This is a genomic window from Butyrivibrio sp. LC3010 (assembly GCF_000424385.1).
Taxonomy (GTDB): Bacteria; Bacillota; Clostridia; order Lachnospirales; family Lachnospiraceae; genus Butyrivibrio.
Window position 1 is genome coordinate 127,748 of the sequence record NZ_AUJU01000004.1, and the last position, 22,970, is coordinate 150,717.

Consider the following 22,970-nt stretch of genomic DNA (forward strand, 5'->3'; position numbering starts at 1 on the left):
TGTTAGAATGCTATGTGATTAATTGTTTGTTTAAATAATACAGTAAATGGGAAGGACTACGACTTTGGAAAAAATCTTAGAAGTTATATCAAAAGAAGTTTCCGCTGCGTTTGAGGCAGCAGGTTATGACGCTGAACTGGGAAAGGTAACACTTTCAAACAGACCTGACCTTTGTGAATATCAGTGCAACGGAGCTATGGCAGGAGCGAAGAAGTATGGTAAGGCTCCTTTCATGATTGCTGATGCTGTTGCGGAGAAGCTTCAGGGAAGTGATATCTTTTCATCAGTAGAATCAGTTAAGCCCGGCTTTTTGAATCTTAAAGTAAGTGAAGAGTTTGTGAGAAGCTATATTGTAAAAATGCTTCACGAGCATCACTTTGGTGTTCAGATGCCTTTACATGCGCCTAATTTCATGATCGATTATGGCGGACCGAATGTTGCGAAGCCTCTTCATGTTGGACATCTTCGTTCAGCAGTTATCGGAGAGAGCCTTAAGAGAATTCTTAAGTATGCAGGCTACAAGGTAACAGGAGATATCCACCTTGGTGACTGGGGACTTCAGATGGGGCTTATTATTACTGAGCTTAAGAGACGTAAGCCTGATCTTCCATATTTTGATAAAGACCATAAGGGACAGTATCCGAAGGAAGCACCTTTTACAATAAGTGAGCTCGAAGAAATCTATCCTGCAGCCAGCGCTAAGTCTAAAGAAGATGAGGCATTTAAGGCTGAGGCAATGGAAGCAACTAAGCTTCTTCAGGATGGAGATAAGGGTTATCGTGCACTTTGGAACCACATCCTTAACGTATCTGTTAATGACCTTAAGAAAAATTATAAGAACCTTAATGTCAATTTCGATCTCTGGAGAGGTGAATCTGATGTTCATGATGTGATACCCGGAATGGTTGAGTACATGAAGCAGCACGGATATGCCCATGAGAGCCAGGGAGCACTTGTAGTAGATGTTGCAGAGGAAACTGATACCAAGGAGATTCCTCCCTGCATGATACTTAAGTCAGACGGAGCTTCTCTTTATAACACAACTGACCTTGCTACAATTCAGCAGAGAATGGAAGAGTTTAAGCCTGAAGGACTTATATATGTGGTTGATAAGCGTCAGGAGCTTTACTTCACACAGGTATTCCGCTGCGCAAGAAAGACCAAGCTTGTTCTTCCTGAGACAGAGCTTCATTTCGTAGGCTTTGGAACCATGAACGGCAAGGACGGAAAGCCCTTTAAGACAAGAGAGGGTGGAGTAATGCGTCTTGAAAAGCTCATTGCTGAAATTGATGAGCAGATGTATAACCGTATTAAAGAAGGCAATCAGGATATTGATGATGCTGAAGCAAAGGATACAGCGCACAAAGTTGCACTTGCTGCAATCAAGTATGGCGACCTTTCAAACCAGCCTTCAAAAGATTATATTTTTGATATCGATAAATTCACTTCCTTCGAGGGAGATACAGGTCCGTACATTCTTTACACAATGGTACGTATCAAGTCTATTCTTTCAAAATATGAGAAGGAAGGCGGAAATGTTAAGGAAGCACTTTTGAGAAATGCTGAATCTGCAGATGAAAAGAATCTTATGCTTCTTCTGACAAGATTTGCAGATGCAGTTGAAAGCGCAGCAAGAGACCTTATGCCAAACAGAATCTGTGCATATATTTATGAGCTTTCAAATGCGCTTAACAGCTTCTATCACTCAACAAAGATTTTGTCTGAGCCTGACGAAGAGAAGAAGAGTGGATATATTGCACTTCTCAATGTGACACTTAAAGTCCTTGAGACAGGTATTGATCTTCTTGGATTCAGTGCACCTGACAGAATGTAAAATTTGATAATTTAATAGTTATGAGCCCGGAAATAGCAATTATTTCCGGGCTCATTTTTGTCATATAGAAATTCCGTTGGATTTTATCTTTTTAGTTCTCAAATACAATTCATGATAATAATTAAAAATATATTAAATATTTGCATGTTAACACAATTTGATTAACTCGTGTAATAAAATTACAGTAGGTATAATTTTAATTTATGTGGGGGATAGAGAGTTGAGCGAGGCATATATGAATTCATCAATTGAAGCGAGGCGCGGAGTAAACAGAAATCAGAAAGCCTGGAAATTTATCCGGGATGTGAATGGGATTTCGCTTAAGAATCTGAGCACTGTGGCGATATATGATGGAGATTTAACGTATACGTATGGACAGATGTTCAGAGAGTGGGAGCGTTATGCTGCAGTGTTTTCTCATCTGGGTATGACTAAAGCCAATAAATCAAGAGTTGGCATTTTGGGAACAACAAGTGCGGAAGTAATTTTTGCTGTATATGGCCTTGATATGACAGGGGCAGCTGTTTCAATTGTGCCATCTTATAATGCTTTCTTCCCACATAAGATAATGGACACCATAAAAAGTGAGATGCTTACTGACTTCATAATCACAGATGATTTAGCTCAGGTCAATCTCATAAATGATCTTTTGATCCATAGGAATGAACTTGGAATAAATAATGTAATCATACTGCATACTCCTATAAGTGGAGTTACGGTCAATTCTTTTATATCTGTTGCACAGGAAATGAAATATATGCAGATAAAGGGAGGTTTTGCTCCTATCTGCATGGATGAGCTTCTTGCGGCTTATGGAAACACACCTGTTAGCTATGACTTGGAAGACAGTGATAATGAGGCTTTTATTCTGCACACATCGGGGACCACAAACGGTGTGGGTAAGCCAATCGTTCTTTCAGACTTTGCTTTTAACGCTGCTGTATCAAGTTTCTTTGAGATGGAAAATCTAAAGCTTCCCGAGGAAGATCTGGTTACGGCTGTCATAGTGGATCTTAGCAATGCATATGGGATAGTGGATCAGGTTCATCTTCCTTTTGCCATGGGAGCTGCTGTTGTTATGGTGCCCTGTGGAGTTCTGAATCCATGGTTCTATAAAGCTATTCCCAAGTATAAGATATCTTTTCTGTTTACGATAAGTGCGATGTTTGAGAGATGGATGAAAATGCCTGAAAGTAAGGGGCTTGATTTCTCAAGTCTAGAGTTTGTGGCTATTGGTGGATCATCAGTATCAGCGGCCGACAAGAAAAGGTTTTACAAATTTTTACAGGAGCATGGTGCTGGAGATATCACAATTCTAAACGGATATGGAATCTCAGAGCTTTGTGGAGCGTGCTGTCTCTCGTTACCGGATCTTGATGATGAGTCTATAGGATATCCGCTTCCGGGTGTAAGCGTAAGGCTCTATGATGAGGAAAAAGACCGGTTCCTTCCGGAAGAGAGCAGATCTTCAGAGGGCGTGATGTACCTTTGGGCACCGTTTGTTGCAACAACCAGGATCAATGATAAAGAGATACTTAAAGCAGAGTATATAGATGACAGACCGTATATTTGTACAAACGATTTTGTGAGGATTGACGATGATGGAAAAGTAACTTTTCTTGGGAGAGCCAACCGGTACTTTATAAATGATGAGGGAAGAAAATATGAATCCGGGCGAGTGGAAACAGAGATAGCAAGGCAGTCCGGCATTGAAAACTGCTGCGTGGTTCCGATATATGTCAAGACGCTACATGACAATATGCCAATGCTTTGTGTGCAAACCCTTAGGGGAGAGATGGATGCAAAAGATACTATCAAAAATGCTTTGAGGCAGGTCTTTGTGGTTGAAAAGACGCTTCCCGAAGACTACATCCCCTTCAGGGTTATGATCACTGAGAGCCTTCCAAGAAACGGAAATGGAAAGATAGATTTATATAAAATTGGGAGAGGCGAAGTAGAGGGTGAAGTTTTCACAGTCGACAATGTGAAAAAATTTAAGCATATCACTGATTTTAAGTTAAAGCCTTATAAAGAAGGCAAAGCGGACATGATAAAAGAAGTATTTGATAATATCTCGAAAGAAATGAAGAGTTCTATCCCGTTTAGTAAAGTATCGTTCAATGAAAATGAAGAAAGGCAGGAAAATACCAATATGAGTTCAGCAAAAAAAGCATTTGAAAGTTTTAACAGCATGAATCGGATGGGAATGCAGATGATGAATAACATGATGGGTAAGATGGGAGGTTCGCAGTGCGTTATGCCATTTTTCCCGGGAATGATGCCTGACTTCCAAAACATGATGCAAGGCTTCCAAAACATGATGCCGGGAGCACAGAACATGATGCCGAATTTCCAGAACATGATGCCGAATTTCCAGAACATGATGCCGAATTTCCAGAACATGATGCCGAATTTCCAAAATATGATGTCGAATTGGCAGAACATGATGCAGGGATTCCAGAGCATGATGCCCGGGTGTCAGAATATGATGCCTGCTTTTCAAAATATGATGCAGGGATATCTGAACATGATGCCATTTTTCCAGGGTAAAACAATGAATATGACTCAGAATATGGGACCTATGATGCTAAAGCAGATGGAAGAGATGATGGGATACATGACAAGAATGAATCAGATTTCCATTGATGCAATGCAGAAAATGTACGAAGAAAATTTAAAGATGACAAACCGGTTCTATGAGGCAATGAAGAATATGACTGAAGGCACATATTCTGCGGATAACTCTGATGATGCATCGCAGGAGAAGGAGACAGAAGCTAAAGAAGATAAGGTTGATGTCTCTGATAGTGTGACAACATCAGATGATTCGGAAATACCCAAAGAGGAGGCAAAGAAAGAGACTAAAACAAAGAAGACTCCGGTTAAAACATCAACGAGAGCAAAAACTACAAAAACTTCTACCGCGAAAACTAATAAAAAAGGTGAGTAACATAAGGTTTTAGAATGAGCGAAGATAGGCTTAAGCAAATAAATAAAAGAATAGAAGATGGAAGCATAAATGAGCAGAGTATATACAGTTACCTGATAGAGAAAGTTTCATGGAATCCTGAACTGCTTCTTAGGACGGCTATTATAGACTGCACGAGAAAGTACACATATAAGCAGATGTTTGCAGAGTGGGAAAGATATGCAAGAGTTTTTTCCGCTCTCGATATTACAGAGGAAAATGCTTCTCGTGTGGGCATTGCAGGGACGATATCAGCTGAACCGCTCTTTGCATTTTATGGACTTAATATGACGGGAGCCAGCGTATCGATGCTTTCATATCCCGATTTTCTGCCGCATGGACAGTGGAAAACCATGGTGGAAAAAGAAAAGATCACAGATCTGATACTTTCAGATATCATGATTTCACCGGAAATGTGGCCTGAGATAGAAGCCGTTAAGGATGAGATGGGTGTAAGAAATATTATATTACTGCATTCAAAACTTGGAGGACCTTGTGTCGGACCGGCTGAGCTTACTTATAACGAAGTCAATTATCACAGGCTAAAGAGAACTCCCGGTACTGTATTCATGGAGGATCTACTTAAGAGTTATCCGTTAAATCCGATTAAGTATGGAACAGGGAATCCGGATCATTTAGCTATTATTACACACACCTCCGGTACAACCAAGGGAACAAGGAAACCACTTCCTTATACCGAAAAATCCGTGAATATAACTTCATCGAATTTCGGGATGGGCTTTCATGTGATGGGAGGAGATACTAAGAGTATCGAACAGTACAGACTAATTCCCAGTTTTGATTTCAGCTCATATCTGTGCATGTGTGGAGTCGTCAACTCAACCTTTGCGGCCGCTGATTGTATAGTGCTGACATTTTTTGGTTTCATGCATCCCAAGTTTGTAAGAGCTGTTGATTATTACAAGATCAATGTGCTATTTACGTCAGGCTTTATGGTAGATAACTGGATAAGACAACCTGATCTGAAGAATAATGCTTTTTCATCCCTTAGAATTTTTTCATGTGGTGGATCCTATCTGCCAGTAGATAAGCTGAAGAAATATTATAAGTTTTTGAGAAAGCATGGCTACTACGGCAATATCGCGAGAGGATACGGTATGTCGGAAACCGGTGGCGCTCAGCTTTCGGTACCAGAGGGCTCTATGGAAGATATATTGGGATTTCCAAAGCCGAAAGAGAATTTCAGGTTCAAGGATGTGGATGATAATAAATTCTACACTGTAGATGATGGGGTAAGGACAGGGGTGATGTACATTGCTTCAGATTCCCTTTGTATGAATGTTCTGGATGGTGTGGAACTTTTTAAATATACGGTGATAGATGGCAGAAACTTCTTGTGTTCAAACGATCTTGTCAGGGTCAATGAAAATGGCAGTGTATCCTATGCAGGTCGTGCGGACAGATTTTTTGTAAACAATGACGGAGTTCATTTTGATGCAGGTATCGTTGAGATTGCAATTTCAAAGTTCAAAGGTGTTGAGATGAGCGCCATTGTACCGGTGCTTGACAAGCGCATACATGATACTGTTCCGGTTTTATATATTGTTCCGGAAAAGAACTGCAGGAACGCAGCAGGAATGGTAAGAAAAGCTCTGATGCATGCTTTTATCGAGGAAGACCTGATTAAGAAAAGTGTATTACCGACTCAGTTTATCCTGGTAGATGATATACCCTGTAATGCTAATGGAAAAATAGATATTTACAGGATTACTCGGGAAAGACTTAAGGGAGATGCCTATGACATAGTTCCTGTAAGAGATGGTGATAAGCTGATTGATATTGAGACAAAGCATGATCCAAAAGCGATAAGCATAACAGCAGGTACACTTCCGGAGGGAATGGAGGGAAGATCAGCATTTAACCTGTACGAGCTGTTTAACGGATAAGTGACATCGATTATTTTAGACCGGGCAGGATTACGAACTAATCGTGTCGGTACATTTTAGACAAGGAGAAAATAGCATGTTTGATTTCTTTGGCAATGATCAAAATGGTAAAAACTGTTTCATGGAAGTAAATGATACCGGAGCAAATTCATCAGGTATGAATATGGCAAATCCCATGAACATGATGAATTCCATGAACATGGCAAATCCTATGAACATGATGAATCCCATGAATTTTATGAATCCCATGAACATGATGAATCCCATGAACATGATGAATCCCACGAACATGATGAACCCCATGAATATGATGAATCCCATGAAGGGAATACAGCAGTCCTTTATGATGCAAATGCAGTTTATGCAGAATATGTCTATGATGCAGATGCAGTTTTTACAGGGCTTAATGAACGTGATGAAAATGAATGGTGAGGCTAATACAGGTGGTGTGCAGGAAGCTTCCGAAGTGGCTGCGGGGCAGCAGGAAGGGTTTAAGCTTGGAAGCATTACTATCCCTCCTGAACTTTTAAAAAAGCTGATGCAGATGGATATGTCTCCTGAGAATCTTGAAAAACTTCAGAAGGTGCTTGATTTTGTTCTGGGTTCCATACCTGAACAGAAGAAATGATTTTCCAGGAGGGCTCTCTATGAATAAAAATGATAGTTTCGGAAGAAAAGTGAAAAGAGAAATTACCAGAGCAATGCTCGAACGCTTACAGAGTATGGACCTGCAAAAGAGCATGGCTATGTTCGGGGCAAAAGAACCTGTTATATATGATGATGTTGAGGAAACTCTTAACGTGGCATATGTAAACAGGGATGAAGTTGCTCTTGCTATGGATATTTTCAAACCAAAGGATGATGGTGGCAAAGAGCTTCCCGTTATTATTGCAATTCACGGAGGCGGCCTTTTTATGGGTGACAGAAGCCTTGAAAGACCTTATTGCCGGTTGCTTGCGCATAAGGGATACCTCGTGTTTTCACTGGAATACAGACTTGTACCAAAGGCTATTCTCTGTGAGCAGCTTGATGATGTATGTGCAGGACTCGATAGAGTCGGCCAAATGCTGGTTGATTATGATGTGGATTTTAGCAGAATTTTCATGGTGGCTGACAGTGCAGGTGCTTATCTTGCGGCGTATGTCACTGCGATGCATGGCTCTGAAAAACTGCAAAATGCCATTGGACATAAGCCTTCAAGAATGGTATATGCTGCTGTTGGCTATATATCCGGAATGTTTTATACCAATAAGACTCTTCAGGAGTTGATATATGGGGATAGGCGTAATGATGAGAAATTCCTCAAATACATGAATATTGAGCATCCTGAAATAATTCAGAATCTTCCGCCTGCATTTCTTATAACGAGCTGCGGAGATACATTTAATAACTACTCCATTAAATTTAATCAGGCATTGAAGAAGCGCGGTAGAACTTCAAAGCTTGTTTATTTGGGAAATGAAGAGCTTCAGCATATTTTTCCTATTACAAACCCTGAGCATCCAAGGAGTCTTGAAGTGACTGATAAGATGCTTGCATGGTTTGAACAGCAGGCTGATATAAGACGTGACAGCCGAAAAAATGATTCGGCAATGGATAATAAGAGAGCAGAAAACATTAAACGGATAGCATCCGGCGAATTCAATAACATGAAGGTATGGAAAAGTATCAAAGAGAGGACTGCATATGATGAGAAGATACTTTTGCGTACTGCTTTAGTGGACTGTACCAGAGAATACACCTATGAGCAGATGTTTGAGGAATGGGAGAACTATGCAAGGGTATACTCTGCACTGGATATCTGCGCGGAAAACAATTCAAGAGCAGCACTTTGCGGTGTGATTTCTGCTGAAACTGTTTTTGCATTGTTTGGCCTTAATATGACAGGTGCTGAGGTTTCGCTTTTTTCATATCCTGATTTCCTGCCCGGGGGAATGTGGAAAACCATGATCGAGAAAGAAAAAATCACAGATATTATAATAGCTGATATCATGGTGACTCCGGAAATCAGAGAGGAAATTGAAAAGATAAAAGAAAAATTAGGAATCCGTAATGTGATCTATATGCATTCTCTAATGGGCGGACCTACAGTAGGGCCTGCAGAACTGACCTACAATGAGCTTAATTATCATATGCTAAGGCGCACAAATGGTGCAGTTTTCATGAATGACCTTTTGGAGAAGTATCAGGATGAGAATATAAAGCTTGATGAGTCTGAAGGGGACAGAGTGGCATTTATTGCGCATACCTCCGGTACAACCATGGGAACAAGAAAACCATTACCATTTACTGATAAGGCCTTTAATGAAGGCGTGTCTGTGATACCTAAGGGCTTTCGTTCGTTTATCGAGGGAAAAGATGATGGAAAGCCCATTACTATTCTTCAACTGTTTGATTTTAGTTCTGTAATGGCTCTTTCCGCGCAGCTATGTTCAGGCTTTGCAGCAGGTGAAAGGATTATTGTTACATACTTCGGATTCATGCATCCTAAGTTTATACGAGCTATAGACTATTACAATGTAAGCGTCCTTATGACAACGGGATTCATGGTTGATAAGTGGCTTGACCGAACGGATATCGATGATGTGGATTTCTCGTCACTGAAGGTAGTTGGAATGTCAGGAGGATATATCTCTCCTGAAAAGATGGAAAAGTATACTGAATTTTTCAGGAAACATGGATTTAAATACAGTATTACATCAGCATATGGTACTTCTGAGACCGGAGGAAAGCAGATCTTTGCTCCGAAAGAGAATAAAGAAGATATTCTGGGATATGTTGAAAACAGTGAAGAAGTACGTATAAAAGATGAAAAAGACGGAGAGTTTTATAAAGTCGAGGATGGTCCACGTACTGGAGTGCTGTATATGCTTTCACAGGGGCATTGTGAAAATGAACTCGATAATGTTAAGCTATTTGAGTATACAAAGATTGATGGCAAGGACTTTTTATGTACGCATGATCTTGTTCGGGTAAATGAGGACGGTAGCATTTCCTTTGCCGGAAGAGTAGATAAGTACTTTGTCAATAATAGCGGAAAAGAGTTCGATTCGGGCTTAGTGGATATGAATATGGCTGAGCACAAAGCAATTGACAGATGCGCAGTAGTTCCGGTTATGGATAAGAGAATTCATGACACCGTGCCGGTATTATATGTAGTTCCTGCAAAGAAGGGAGAAGATGCTGTTAGTAACATACTTAAAGCTTTCAAGGATGTCTATGTGAAAGATAAGAAGATTGAGCCTAAAAATCTGCCAACACAATTTATGATAGTTGATGATATTCCGATAAATGCCAATGGAAAACTTGATATCTACCGCATTACCCGCGAGAGACTTGCAGGTGATGCATACAATCTGGTTCCTGTCTTAGATGGGAAAAAGCTTATCGACATAAAGTGCGAGCATGTTGAAAAGACAAACAGCTTTACAGCAGGCACAATTCCTGCCGGGATGGAGAATAATTCGGCCTATAATATTTTTGATATATTTAATGCGGATTCGACATCGGATAAAAAGGATACAGCATCAGGTAACAACTTCTTTAATGGCTTTGATCCGTTCAAACCCTGGAAAATGTTCATGCCTGATATCAATATGAAAGATATCTTTAAGTCGGTTGAAATTCCGGAAAGTGTCAAGAAGGATGTACTAAAATATGGCAACCGAATTTCGGGTCTTTCCAATGGAAGAAAATGGATAGATCATGATTTTGAAGAGTGAAGAAATAATAATATGTTTGAACAGACTCGACGAGGCTCTTTCGAACCTGGTCGAGTCTGTTTAAAATTAGTATTTTGAATCAATGAATTACTCACTTACATATTGAGCCAGAAGTTTATATGTGTTTTTGATTCCATCAATGTGAGTTCTCTCGTAACCATGGCTTGCTCTTGTGCCGGGGCCTATGGCAGCATGTCTGATATCATAACCTGCTACAAGTGCGGGATCAGCATCGGTTCCATAGTGAGGAGTGAAGATGTCGGGCACATAGTCAGCACCTGCTTTTTTTCCTGCCTCCTCAAGTTCTCTGGTCATATCAAGATTATAAGGAAAACGGCTGTCCTTGCAGAATACAGAAACCTTGTGCTCTGAGCTTGTCTGCTCAGGACCGATGCAGGCAATGTCTATTGCAAGGAAATCTTTTACATCATCAGGAATGAAGGATCCGCCGTGACCGATTTCTTCATAGAATGAGATATAGAGATATACTTTACGATTGAGCTTTATTTTCCCTTCTTTAACGTCTGCAAGTAATTCCATAAGAAGTGCTACCAGAGCTTTGTCATCAATATAATGAGATTTAATGTAACCGTTTGAATATGTAAATCTGGGTTCAATTGCTACATAGTCGCCAATATCAATTCCGAGCTTTCTTACATCATCAGCAGATGAAACGTCTTCATCGAGTACCACAAAAGAATTTGTATCAAAATTTGCTACTTCTTCATTGAGTTCATTTTCGGTTACATGTACTGAAGCGTTTTTTCTTTGCACGCAACCTGTGAAAACCTTGCCGCTGCGGGTGTGGACGCGGACATTTTCACGCTCAGTATGGTATGCATAAAGACCACCAACCTTGCATACTTTGATAGTTCCATCGCCATTTATATGGCGGACCATCATGCCTATGGTATCACCGTGTGCAGTGATGAGAAGCGGATTGCCTTCGCCTCCGATGTCAGCAATTATGCCACCTTTATGCAGGGTGGTAGTTTTGAATCCAAGATCCTCAATCTCTTTAACAAGATAATCCTGAAGTTCATGATACTGACCTGTTACGGAATCAATTGCCAGCTCCTTTTCAAGTTCATCAAGAAATCTTTTTTCATTTAATTCATAGCTCATAGTAATATTCCTCGCCTTATAAAATAGTAAAGCCGAAAAGCCCTGTGATAAATGATCACATATGACCTTTTGGCTCAATTTTTATCATAATGATATTGTGTGTTAAAAGCAAGATTTATCAGGTGGTAGAGTGAAATATTGAAATGGCTTAATGGGTTCTGCGATTATGATTGGCGTAGTATTTTGCTTTATCCTCATACATCAGCTCATCAATCTTGCGAATAAATGATTCCTCAGTGTCATTTTTTGCATTGAAAATGGAGCCACCAATGGAGGCTGAGATTTCAAAGGGGAGCTTTTTTGAAGCATTGAAATCATCGATTGCCTTAAGAATAGATTCTTTTATTGTTTGAACATATTCCAGTGAATAGGCATCCAGGATAATTATAAATTCATCACCGGCAAAACGAATTATAACGCCGTCGTCACCGACTACACCGGCCAGTATTTCTGCCATGGCTATAAGGGCTCTGTCACCGTCTGAGTGAGAGTATTGGTCGTTTATCTGTTTGAAACCATTCATATCAAGCATCAAAGCGCCAAATCTGCCATCGCCTTTCGACATGGATTTTTCCAATTCGGGTATATAAAAACGGTTAAAGGCTCCGGTCAGCTTATCACAATATATGCTTTCATTTTGCAGTGAAACTGTAATGCAGCAAATTGCAACACCTACACAGGGCCATATTAGAGATGTACCGTAACAAAATGATTGGATAAACATTCCGGCCAGAATCGGGAAAATAAACTGCCATGCAGGAAAAAATCTTAAATAATGGCCTTTTCTTCTCGCAGAAACATATACAAAAAGACCATATAATAAGAAGAACAACTCAACCACCACATAGAACCAATATAAGAACAATCTGTGATATACATTATTCTCATCGACATAATAAATAATAGGTGTGAATATATTAGTTATCAGAATAATTGACTCTGAGATGCAGAGAGTGGCAACCAATAGCACCTGCTTTTGGCTTAATTTTTCATGAATGTGACGCACTATCAGTATGATGTATGCAGGACCGATTATCACATTTAAGCTAAAAAGAATAGTATTTGAACCATGAACCAGGAAATATGAGAGTTTCCCAGGCTTACCATCAGAATAGAATGCTATCGGATCTACGAAACAACCCACGATAACAGAGAGAATCATTATCAATATAATCAAACTCTCGGAATTCTTGGTCTGTATACGCCAGCCCCTGCTAAAAAGAAGTACCGTCATAAGTAGGAAACCGACTATATTTGAGGATAGAACTGAAGCGACATTTACCATAGTTAGTATATCCTTACAGTTTGCTTAGAAATCTGTGTATTAAAGCATTTCCCAACGATTAATCAATGATTTGTGTTCTATTTAATGGTAAAATTACAATCATTACATGTCAATAAATTGCATACAAAAAGATAAAAAACTATAGGAAAAAAACATTAAAAATTTTCTAAAAAAATTTTGAAAAAAAATTTAAAAAAGTTGTTGACATAAAATGCATGTCGATATATACTAATCAAGTCGGCCGGCGAGAGACCGAAACAAATAAACATCATAATATGGCGAGATAGCTCAGTTGGCTAGAGCACGCGGTTCATACCCGCGGTGTCGAGGGTTCGAATCCCCCTCTCGCTACTAAAAAAATAAAGCATAGGTTAATGACCTATGCTTTATTTTTTTATATATTTCTTTAGAGTTTGTGTTGGACATTTGTTGGACAAAGCAAAATATAATACTAAACAGCTGGTAAGTAGTTTCCGGGGGATAAGTGACCCTTTGCGTGAAATTTAATTACATAACTGACAAAATCATAGAAAAAAATATTTCAAATTTGATAGAATTGCCAATTTTAATTAAATAAACTTGATGATAGAATCTATTTATTAAGATTTATTTAAGAAATGTAATGTTCGGCACCACCTACATATCGATATCAACATAAGAATTTTAATTCACTTTGAAGTCGGAAAACATTTTGAAATATTGCGTTTTCCGGCTTTTTGTTATTTACAAATTACTATACAAATTGCACTAATTCATCTAAAATCTACGGTCTGAGATTTGTCTAAAAAGTCGAAAAAAATTATTTCTTACTAATTTGATAGATTTTTTTATTGTGGAAGGTGTATATTTGTAACAATATTGTTAGAATTATAAATTTACCATAAAGAAACTATAAATAATTCATGCAATATGAGGGGGAAAAACTAAATGAATGGCAAGAACAAAGTAGCGTTTGTTGCATCTTCAGGCGGACATCTCGAAGAGATATCCAAGCTTAAGGGTATTGAAAAAAAGTATGACAGCTTTCTGATCACTGAGAAAAGTGATTTTGAGCTTAAGAATTTCTGTGAAAAGAAATACCTGCTGCCCAAAATGGACAGGAAGCAAGTACTTTTCTTTCCAAAGTTTATCTGGTTGTTTATAAGAGCAACACAGATACTGCTTAAGGAGAAACCTGATTTTGTTATAACAACCGGGGCACTGATTGCATATCCGTTCTGTGTTATAGGTAAGCTGATGGGGATCAAGGTTATCTACATAGAATCCTTTGCAAGAGTGAATAATCCATCATTGACAGGAAGGCTTGTTTACAATATGGCGGATCTTTTTATGGTTCAGTGGGAAGATATGCTTGAGAGCTATCCTAAATCAATGCTTGGAGGCGAAATGTTCTGATAGATTGCATCTAGGAGGCAAAGATCTTGATTTTTGTAACACTTGGAACGCAAAAATTTCAGATGAACAGATTAGTGAAGGCCGTTGATGAGCTTGCAGGCAGTAGAGCAGTGAAGGAGGAATTTTATCTTCAGATTGGCTCATCAACTTATAAGCCTAAGAACTGCAGGTATTCAGAATTCATGGATACCAATGAGTATGATGATAACATTAAGAATTGCAGCATGCTGATAACTCATGCAGGAGTTGGGACAATAATAACAGGTATTAAAGCAGATAAACCGGTAATAGTTGTTCCGAGACTTGCAAAGTTCGGGGAACATGTTGATGATCATCAGACTCAGATAGCTGAGGCTTTCTCTAATAAGGGATCGGTACTTAGCTGTACTGATATAGATGAACTGGCAAATTATATAGAAAAAGCAAGGTCTTATAATTTCCAACCTTACGAAGTTAAGGGTGGAAATGTGGAGGAGAAGATTCTTCACTTCATGGAGATGTTTGATAAAGGTTAAAGGTAATGAATCGTAGTAACAGAGGGGCTAATACGAATGTTGCCCAAATGATAGTAGACATCCTACTCGTGTATGTTGTCTATGCTATTGAAAAGGCTTTATATGGGAATTATCTAAGGGAAACAACTTACCTTAAGTGCTTTGCACTTGTTATTGTTTTTGGAGTGGTATATATTCTGGCAAATAAAGAAGCCAGAATATACAATGTAACACTTTTCTTTTACTTGGATCGTTTTTGGAAACTTCTTAGTAAATCTTGGCTTATAGCGTCAATTACAACTATCGTTTTTATGTATTTATATAATCCGGGCCTCGGTGCAAGGAGATTTCATTTGCATTTTCTTCTGATGATGTATGTGGCTATCTGTCTGAATATGCTTGTCAGCAGATTTGCGCAGATGTCGACATCAGACAAGCAGGCTCCAAGATCTGCCTTTGTAGGCGTTTTTGAGGAGTATGAGAGGTTCAATTACTATTTGAACAAAACCAGTATGAAGCTTGATAATGTAGGATACATTCTTAAGAGAGGAACTCTTGAACAGAAGGTATTCAATGTACTTGGAAATCTTTCGGATCTGGAAAACATAATCCGCAAGTATGAGCTTGATAACATATACTTCATGCTACATGAAAACGATAATCTTGAAAGTATTCAGCAATATATAGATATATGTCTTGAGATGGGAGTTACCGTCAAGGTGATTATGGATGTCAGGGGCGGACGCCTCATGAGTCGACCAAACAGTTATGTGAGTTCTGTTGGAACCTATCCGCTCATTACATATCATACGGTTACGCTCAATGTTTATGAGCAGTTTGTAAAGCGGGCGGTTGATATATTCATAAGTCTTGTAGGAATCATAATTACATCGCCGATTATGATCGTTACTGCAATAGCAATAAAACTTGATTCACCAGGACCTGTTCTTTTTAAGCAGCAAAGGGTTGGACAGAACGGCAGAAGCTTTGATATCTACAAATTCAGAAGTATGTGTGAAAATGCTGAAAGCATGAAAAAAGATCTTTTGGATAAGAATGAAATGGATGGAGTAATGTTCGTTTTAAGGGACGATCCAAGAGTTACCAGAGTCGGTAAATTTATCCGCAAGACAAGCATCGATGAACTTCCACAGTTCTTCAATGTCCTTAAAGGAGAAATGAGTATAGTCGGCACAAGACCTCCGACTGTCGATGAAGTATCACAATACAGAAGATCGCAATGGAGACGTATCAGCATAAAGCCGGGAATAACCGGTATGTGGCAGGTTAATGGGAGAAATGACATAACAAGCTTTGATAAAGTAGTGGAGTTTGACCTTAACTACATCGACAACTGGAGTTTGTTATTGGATTTAAAAATAATTTTGAAGACTATAAGGGTTTTAGTTACAAGAAAGGGAGCATATTGAGGTTATGAAAATCGATAGAAATGAGCGCGTTGTATTAAAGAAGAAACTGAACGTCACCGATCTTTCCGGGGAAAAAGTAATGATAGATTTTGAATCAGGAAAGTACTTCATGATCAAGGGCTCCGGAAATGATATCTGGGATATGATTCAGGACGAGATTACCGTTGATGAGATTATTAAAAAGCTTCTTTCTGAATATGAGGTATCTGAAGAGGAATGTGAGAAGTCTGTTGACGAGTTTTTGGGGAAGCTGAAGGAATTTGAATTTATTTAAATGATGAAGCTGATTATGGAGGAAAAATAGTGTTCAAGATTATAATTCAGAACTTTCATTTGGAAAAAGTTTTCTGGATAGTGAAAACAAAACTGAAGTTTATGATACTTGTAGGACTTATCTGTGGGGTTATAGCAGGTGTAGTAGGGCTTATGGTTAAGAAAGAAACTTATATGGCTCAGATTTCTATGTATGTATATTCAAGTCCTGATTATATTACAGATAATGGTATAAATCTTTCTACAGCAGATATATCTTCGGCAAGTGGACTTCTTAATAGTTACATGCAGATATTGAAGAGTGATAGTTTTTTGAAAAGTGTTGTGGAGGAAGCGGAACTTGATCCAAGGCTTTATGATGAAGCAGTACTTAGAGATGAGATATCTTCTGCTGCGGTAGGAGGAACAGCGGTATTTAAAGTATATGTTGTTGATAGTGATCCATATAATGCAATGCTTATTGCTAATACTATAGGAAAACTTGCTCCACAAAAAATAATTAGCATAGTTAAGTCGGGAGGAATTGAAATTCTTGACGAAGCTACTTTACCAACATATCCCTATGAATCTACGAAGATAATTGTGTTTGTTGCTATAGGGGTGTTTGCAGGTGGATTTCTTTCATTGATGTTTTTCCTAATAAGAGGTTTTTTGGATACACGTTATCGACGATTATATGAAGTTCAGGATATGTTTACTATTCCTATTATTGGTGTGGTTCCTGAAATAGAAGATAAAAATGATGCTGGTGAACCTGATGTACTATTAAAACAAGATAGTCCTTTTGTACTAAAAGAGGCTTACAATGATTTGCGGGCAAATTTGTTGTTCCTCGGAAAAGGTGAAAAATGTCCTGTTTATGCAATTACAGGGGCTGATTATGATGAGGGAAAAACAACAACCAGCATAAACATTGCTAAGGAATTTGCAATGATGGGCAAAAAGACGCTTCTTATTGATGCTGATTTGCGAAATGGAAATATTGCAAATGAATTAAAGATTTCAGCTGAAAGCGGTCTTAGTGAATATTTAGCCGGAATAAAAGATATTTCAATTAAAAATGATACAGTAGATAAGCTCGATGTAATTACAACCGGTGCTTATCCGCCTAATCCAACTGACCTTCTTATTGGGGAAAAATGGAAGAATTTAATTGCAGAATTCAAGAAAAAATATGAAGTAATTATTATTGATACTCCATCAATAGGAATTGTGTCAGATGGTCTTGAACTTGTGAATGTAGCTACTGCATTTGTTGTTGTAATAAGAGAAAGGTCAACCAGATTTGAGAGAGAAGAACTCATAATCAGGAGACTTGAAGCAGTAGATGCTGATATTTGTGGTTTTGTTTATAACGGAATATCAGTCGAATCAGAGGATTATAATCACAAAGATTATGTGAATGGTGGAGATTATGCTAAGCGTAGTGATGCCCGTGTACAACACAGAAAATTATTTAAGAAGAAGTCTGGAAGCGCTGACAAATCAAACACTGTCAAAGACGGAGATGGAAATAATAGCAGTAAATGACGGCTCTACAGATAACTCCTTAAGAATTCTCGAGGAATATAAGGAAAAATATCCAGATCTAATAAAGATATTTAGCAAAGAAAACGGTGGTCAGGCTACGGCAAGAAATCTTGGCATAATGAAAGCTTCCGGTGAATATATTGGGTTTGCTGATTCAGATGATTATGTTGACAGGACTATGTTTGAGAAAATGCTCAGACTTGCGCAAAGAGAAGATGCAGATCTGGTAGAATGCCATTATCACAGCATGCTGGAACTGAAAGATAAGGATAAAAATGGGAATTCTGTATACAAGGAAATCGGAACCAGAGGGAAGATTACATCGCATGAGGATGTAAGAGAACTATTTCTTGATCCGCAGGTTTCTCCATGGAATAAGCTTTATAAAAGAGAAGTCCTTATAAAAGGTAAAGTGTTATTTCCTGAAGGAATGATATATGAAGATACTTCTTTTTATATAAAAACGCTTCCATTTATAAAAAAGCATGCTTACTTAGATGAAAGATTGGTTTATTACAGCGTAAGACAAAATTCAACAATGACTTCAAATCTAAATATTAAAGTCGGAGATATATTTAAAGTCTTTGATGACATAATTTCATTTTACAAGCAAAATGGATTTTTTAATAAGTATAGGGATGAACTTGAATACTTTTGCGTAAAGATAGCTTTTTGCAGCAATTTGAGCAGAATTGGTCGTGTAGATAATGCATTTCTGAGACGTGAAATGCATGATAAGACATTTCGGTTTGTTGAAAAGTTCTTTCCGGATTATAAGAAGAATAAGTATTTTAAAGGAAAGATAGGATTTTATATAAAGTCAGTCAATAGATTTGATTGTGATTTATATGCAAAGATTTTATCCAGGGTAATGGTAGGTTGAATCCAAGAATTTCAGTAGCTATGGCTACTTATAATGGCGAAAAATACATAGAGGAACAGTTAAAATCCATCATTAACCAAAGTCTGCAGGTAGATGAAATTATTATCAGGGATGACATTTCATCAGATAAAACAGATGAGGTTATTAAACAATTCATTAAAGATTATAATCTTGAAAAAATAATAGATTTTAAGATTAATGATAAGAACCTCGGTTATGCTTCCAATTTTGTAGGAGCACTTAGGGAAACAAAGGGAGAATACATTTTTTTCTGTGATCAGGATGACATCTGGATAAATGATCGGGTGGAAAAAATGGTAGAGGTTTTGGAAAAAACACCTGAAGCACTAATGATAGGATCGGAATTCGAACCTTTTAAATGTTCAGAGGATGCTCCTGATGTACCAAAGTGGGAGCTGGCGAAATTTAAAAATGATGGAAGCTTGGAAAAACTTAATTTCAATTCTGAAAATATTTTTATAGGCTGTCAGGGCTGCACAATGGCTCTACGGAGAAGCTTTTTAGAGAAAATTGATAAGTACTGGTATGAAGGATGGGCTCATGATGAATTTGTCTGGAAGATGGCGCTATCACTTGATGGCCTTTATTTTTTGCATAAAGTTACCTTAAAAAGAAGATTGCACTCAACTAATGTAACTCTACATAAGGAACATAAAAGACAGCAGAGATTAAAATATCTTACAGAACTTAAAAAGAGTCACGAACAGACAACACGATTTATTATAGATAAATATGGAATTGAAAATAATAAAGTTCGACTTTTAAGAAAGCATATAAAAGCTACAGATTTAAGGATAGATTTGATTCAGGGAAGAAGAGTATTCAATACTTTTACTTTATTAGGATATGCGGATTGCTATCACAAAAAAAGATCAATCCCGGTAGAACTGATAATGGCGTTAAATAAGGACTAGTAATGACTTCAAGGAACATGGAATTAGAATATTCAAGTAAATATGTGAAGGCTCCAAGAGAGAGAGTTATTTTTTATAGATGTGCTATTCTTTATCTTTTTAATCTTTATGTGATGCCACAGTACTTTGGAATTTCGATTCCGATGTTTGACTTGACGATTGTAAGAATCAGTATCATTTCATTACTTGTCTTTATAATATTTGATTTTGATAGATTACATGGATTTGTAAATTTAATACGGACTGAAAAAATGTCGGTAATATTGATACCATATATAATTGTTATATTTTATACGATGGTTCTTAGGGCAGATTTAAATGCATTATTTAATCCGTTCATTGAGATACTCGAAATGTATTTATTGATTTATGTAATTAAGGATTCACTGGGGGTAGATAGAACAGTAAAGCTTATTATCGCTTTCATTTATCTGCTTATAATTCTTGGTTTTGTCGAAACTTTTATGAAGGTAACACCTTTTGCATATTTAGAAACAATAAAAGGAATTTATACAGGACGATATATCAGAGGTGGACATTATCGGGTTATGAGTAATTGTGTGCATTCACTTGGTTATGGGCTTTTGCTTATGACTGCAATGCCATTTGCTGGATATGATGTAGAGAAAAAAGAATTTAATATATTTAGGCGTCCATTATTGCTTGTTGGAATAATAGTTAACATTTTTAATACTGGGTCAAGATCAAGCCTTGGAGTTATGTTTGTTGAGCTGGCACTTATGCTTTTTTTATCAGATTTTAAGTACTTAAAAAACAACTTACTAATAACAACAATTTCGGTGATAGTTTTTTTTGCTGTTACATTTGTTGCTCAATCAACGCCTTTGGGAAAATATATTTTGCTTCAGCTGACAAGTTTAGTAGATTCCGTCTTTGATACACAATATTCAGTTAAATATGGGGCAGATTACCAACAGCTTATTCAGAGTAAAGCTTATAGAGAGCTTTTGAAAAGTATTTATAAAGTTGATTGGTTAAATCCAATTCTTGGAATAGGCAGAAAAAGGGCCTTTACAAGTCTGGTTGATGGAAGAGTTGTTGAGTCTATTGATGATTTCTATGTGGCTGAATATGTTAGATATGCATATCCCGGTATGTATTCATATTTATTATATTTGGCCTATATGGGAATAAGGATGTTAAAGGATATATTTATGACTCGTTCAGCAATAGTAAGGGCTGCATTTATTGGCGCAGTAGCTTATTGTTACCATCTGACTATAGCAGATTCATTACAAACGCTTAAATACTTATATATATTATTTGCTATTTATGTTTGTTGTGAAAAAACAACTTATATACCACCTGAAAAAGGTAAATATCATAAAAATAGGAAATTTATATTATGGTAATGAATTCTAGTAAGTTTATAAACAGAATAAAAGATGGTATGCTCCTAGGAACGATATATGATCAACTAATGTTGAAAATTAAGTACAATGATGAGAAAACACATTTTTTATATAGTGTTATGGTTGGCCAAAAGCATCGCATGCTTTTATATAAGCGGTATAAAAACAAATATCTAAATAAATGTATTAAGAGGAAAACATGGGAAGAAAAGGAAAAAAAACAGAATAATAATACTGTTTGGGTTATGTGGTTACAGGGAATTAGTGATGCTCCTGATATAGTAAAGAAGTGTATTGAGAGCCAAAAAAGAGCAATGCCACAAAAACAATTTATTATTATAGATGAAAATAATATAGATAACTATATATCATTACCGAATTACATAATTCAAAAAAGAAAAGCAGGCGTTATTACGAATGCTATGTTTTCTGATTTGGTTCGGTTAGAGCTACTTAACAAGTATGGAGGATATTGGATAGATGCAACGGTATTTATGACCGATGGGGAATTAGTAAAGGAAATAGATAATCTTCCATTATTCATGTTTAGCTTTTATTATTTTGGTTTTAATCCGGAGATTATGGAATATAATAGTTGGTTTATGCATAGTACATCAAATAATAATCTGCTATGTCTGTTACAACAACTAATGTATGAGTATTGGAAGGATCATAATTATATATCAAATTACTATCTTTTACATATATTAGGAAGCATAGCTAACGATTATTATAGGAAAGAATGTGAAGCTATGCCTATAGTAAGCCAAGTGGATTCACATATTTTGGCGACATATATTTATGATAAATATGATCCGTATAAATATAAAATGTTAATAAGAAAGACAGGAATACATAAACTGAGTATAAAATTTGAACAGGATAAATTGAGTAAGAAAGGAACCTTTTACGATGTCGTTATCAATCAGGGAAACTACTGATATCAATATCATAAAAAGAATAAAGCCGGAAAATGGGAATAGTATTCCTAAAATAATTCATTATTGTTGGTTTGGCGGTAAACCACTTCCTGAGGATTTGAAGAATTGCATTGCTTCCTGGGAAAAACTAGAGGGTTATACTATAATGCGATGGGATGAATCCAATTGTAGCTTTGATGAAAATGACTTTGTCAGAAATACGTTTAGTGACAAGCAGCTTGGATTTATTGGGGATTATTACAGACTTAAAGCAGTTTTTGAATATGGTGGTATATATCTTGATACAGATGTAAAGGTTAATAAGAGTTTTGACGAGCTCCTAAAACATAAGATGTTTTTGAACTTTATTTTCGATTGTTCGGTTGGCTCGGCTATTATTGGAGGAGCAAAGGGAAATCCACTTATTAAAGGGCTGTTAGATATGTATGACAAGACAGTTATAGTTAAGGACAAACCTGTAGATAACAAAAAAGTATTTGAGTGGAGAGATGATAAGCTTTTTGTTCATGGTTATGCTACTAGTAATTATTATTATACATATTATATTTTGAAACATTATCCTGAGTTTATTCTTAATAATCAGTATCAGGAATTGAGAGATTTTGTTATTTACCCAAAAGAATATTTTGAAATCGGCTCTTTGCTTGGAAAACATTACGCAGTTCATCTGTGTGCTGGTGAGTGGAGAATCAAGGATGATGATTCGAATAGCATAAAAAACAAAATTAAGAAAGCACTAAAACAAAAACCAAAACTATTTGACTTCATTCAGATTTTGATTAGAAGAAATAGATATAACAAATTGAAGAAAAATATACCATTTTATGAGTATTCAATAGCTCAAAAAAATGGCACACCATTACCGGAGCTATGAA

At 37.1% G+C, this 22,970-nt stretch carries 17 protein-coding genes and 1 tRNA gene; 16 read left to right on the forward strand and 2 right to left on the reverse strand.

The features are described from left to right. Positions 1–64: 64 nt before the first annotated feature. The 5 genes from argS (at position 65) to G622_RS0104550 (ending at position 10,431) form a co-directional block, all read left to right on the forward strand. The gene (gene argS, locus G622_RS0104530; RefSeq protein WP_026509704.1) at positions 65–1,834 is read left to right on the forward strand and encodes an arginine--tRNA ligase; all 1,770 of its coding nucleotides are present in this window, start codon (positions 65–67) and stop codon (positions 1,832–1,834) included. 235 nt (positions 1,835–2,069) lie between these two features. Continuing rightward, the gene (locus G622_RS0104535; protein WP_155831415.1) at positions 2,070–4,784 is read left to right on the forward strand and encodes a class I adenylate-forming enzyme family protein; all 2,715 of its coding nucleotides are present in this window, start codon (positions 2,070–2,072) and stop codon (positions 4,782–4,784) included. Between the two features lie 14 nt (positions 4,785–4,798). Next, positions 4,799–6,709, forward strand: coding sequence for a class I adenylate-forming enzyme family protein (locus G622_RS0104540; protein ID WP_026509706.1), 1,911 nt, complete (start codon positions 4,799–4,801; stop codon positions 6,707–6,709). Between the two features lie 76 nt (positions 6,710–6,785). After that, positions 6,786–7,337, forward strand: coding sequence for a hypothetical protein (locus G622_RS0104545; protein ID WP_026509707.1), 552 nt, complete (start codon positions 6,786–6,788; stop codon positions 7,335–7,337). Between the two features lie 19 nt (positions 7,338–7,356). Then, positions 7,357–10,431, forward strand: coding sequence for an AMP-binding protein (locus G622_RS0104550; protein ID WP_026509708.1), 3,075 nt, complete (start codon positions 7,357–7,359; stop codon positions 10,429–10,431). An 87-nt stretch (positions 10,432–10,518) separates the two neighbouring features. Here G622_RS0104550 and G622_RS0104555 read toward each other — a convergent pair whose 3' ends face one another. Then, positions 10,519–11,556, reverse strand: coding sequence for a M42 family metallopeptidase (locus tag G622_RS0104555; RefSeq protein WP_026509709.1), 1,038 nt, complete (start codon positions 11,554–11,556; stop codon positions 10,519–10,521). Positions 11,557–11,704: 148 nt separating this feature from the next. Continuing rightward, positions 11,705–12,841, reverse strand: coding sequence for a GGDEF domain-containing protein (locus G622_RS0104560; RefSeq protein ID WP_026509710.1), 1,137 nt, complete (start codon positions 12,839–12,841; stop codon positions 11,705–11,707). A gap of 277 nt (positions 12,842–13,118) precedes the next feature. On the opposite strand from G622_RS0104560, the gene G622_RS0104565 reads away from it, so the two are divergent. From G622_RS0104565 to G622_RS24280, 11 genes are all read left to right on the forward strand, one after another. Beyond that, a tRNA-Met gene (locus G622_RS0104565) sits at positions 13,119–13,192 on the forward strand. Positions 13,193–13,768: 576 nt separating this feature from the next. Beyond that, a complete protein-coding gene (gene pssD, locus G622_RS0104570; protein ID WP_026509711.1) occupies positions 13,769–14,236 on the forward strand; it encodes a PssD/Cps14F family polysaccharide biosynthesis glycosyltransferase in 468 nt (155 codons plus the stop codon). 26 nt (positions 14,237–14,262) lie between these two features. Continuing rightward, positions 14,263–14,751: a PssE/Cps14G family polysaccharide biosynthesis glycosyltransferase gene (gene pssE / locus G622_RS0104575; protein WP_026509712.1), complete on the forward strand. Its 489-nt coding sequence runs from the start codon at positions 14,263–14,265 to the stop codon at positions 14,749–14,751. A 5-nt stretch (positions 14,752–14,756) separates the two neighbouring features. After that, complete coding sequence (locus tag G622_RS0104580) at positions 14,757–16,160, forward strand: sugar transferase (protein WP_026509713.1); 1,404 nt, start codon at positions 14,757–14,759, stop codon at positions 16,158–16,160. Positions 16,161–16,164: 4 nt separating this feature from the next. Next, entirely contained in the window at positions 16,165–16,434 is a 270-nt protein-coding gene (locus G622_RS0104585) for a PqqD family protein (RefSeq protein ID WP_044957111.1), read from the forward strand. Between the two features lie 29 nt (positions 16,435–16,463). Next, positions 16,464–17,963 (forward strand): polysaccharide biosynthesis tyrosine autokinase, encoded by a 1,500-nt coding sequence (locus G622_RS25175; RefSeq protein ID WP_026509715.1) that lies wholly within the window; start codon positions 16,464–16,466, stop codon positions 17,961–17,963. Continuing rightward, the gene (locus tag G622_RS0104595; protein WP_242832956.1) at positions 17,863–18,846 is read left to right on the forward strand and encodes a glycosyltransferase family 2 protein; all 984 of its coding nucleotides are present in this window, start codon (positions 17,863–17,865) and stop codon (positions 18,844–18,846) included. Before G622_RS25175 ends, G622_RS0104595 begins: the two co-directional genes overlap by 101 nt. Continuing rightward, complete coding sequence (locus G622_RS21605; RefSeq protein ID WP_049945680.1) at positions 18,843–19,781, forward strand: glycosyltransferase family 2 protein; 939 nt, start codon at positions 18,843–18,845, stop codon at positions 19,779–19,781. Before G622_RS0104595 ends, G622_RS21605 begins: the two co-directional genes overlap by 4 nt. A 2-nt stretch (positions 19,782–19,783) precedes the next feature. Continuing rightward, positions 19,784–21,154 (forward strand): hypothetical protein, encoded by a 1,371-nt coding sequence (locus tag G622_RS0104605; protein ID WP_026509717.1) that lies wholly within the window; start codon positions 19,784–19,786, stop codon positions 21,152–21,154. Continuing rightward, on the forward strand, positions 21,148–22,095 hold the full coding sequence (locus G622_RS21610) for a capsular polysaccharide synthesis protein (protein ID WP_049945681.1): 948 nt from the start codon (positions 21,148–21,150) through the stop codon (positions 22,093–22,095). Before G622_RS0104605 ends, G622_RS21610 begins: the two co-directional genes overlap by 7 nt. Continuing rightward, on the forward strand, positions 22,067–22,969 hold the full coding sequence (locus tag G622_RS24280; protein WP_049945682.1) for a glycosyltransferase family 32 protein: 903 nt from the start codon (positions 22,067–22,069) through the stop codon (positions 22,967–22,969). The genes G622_RS21610 and G622_RS24280 overlap by 29 nt, the downstream gene beginning before the upstream one ends. Position 22,970: the final 1 nt, after the last annotated feature.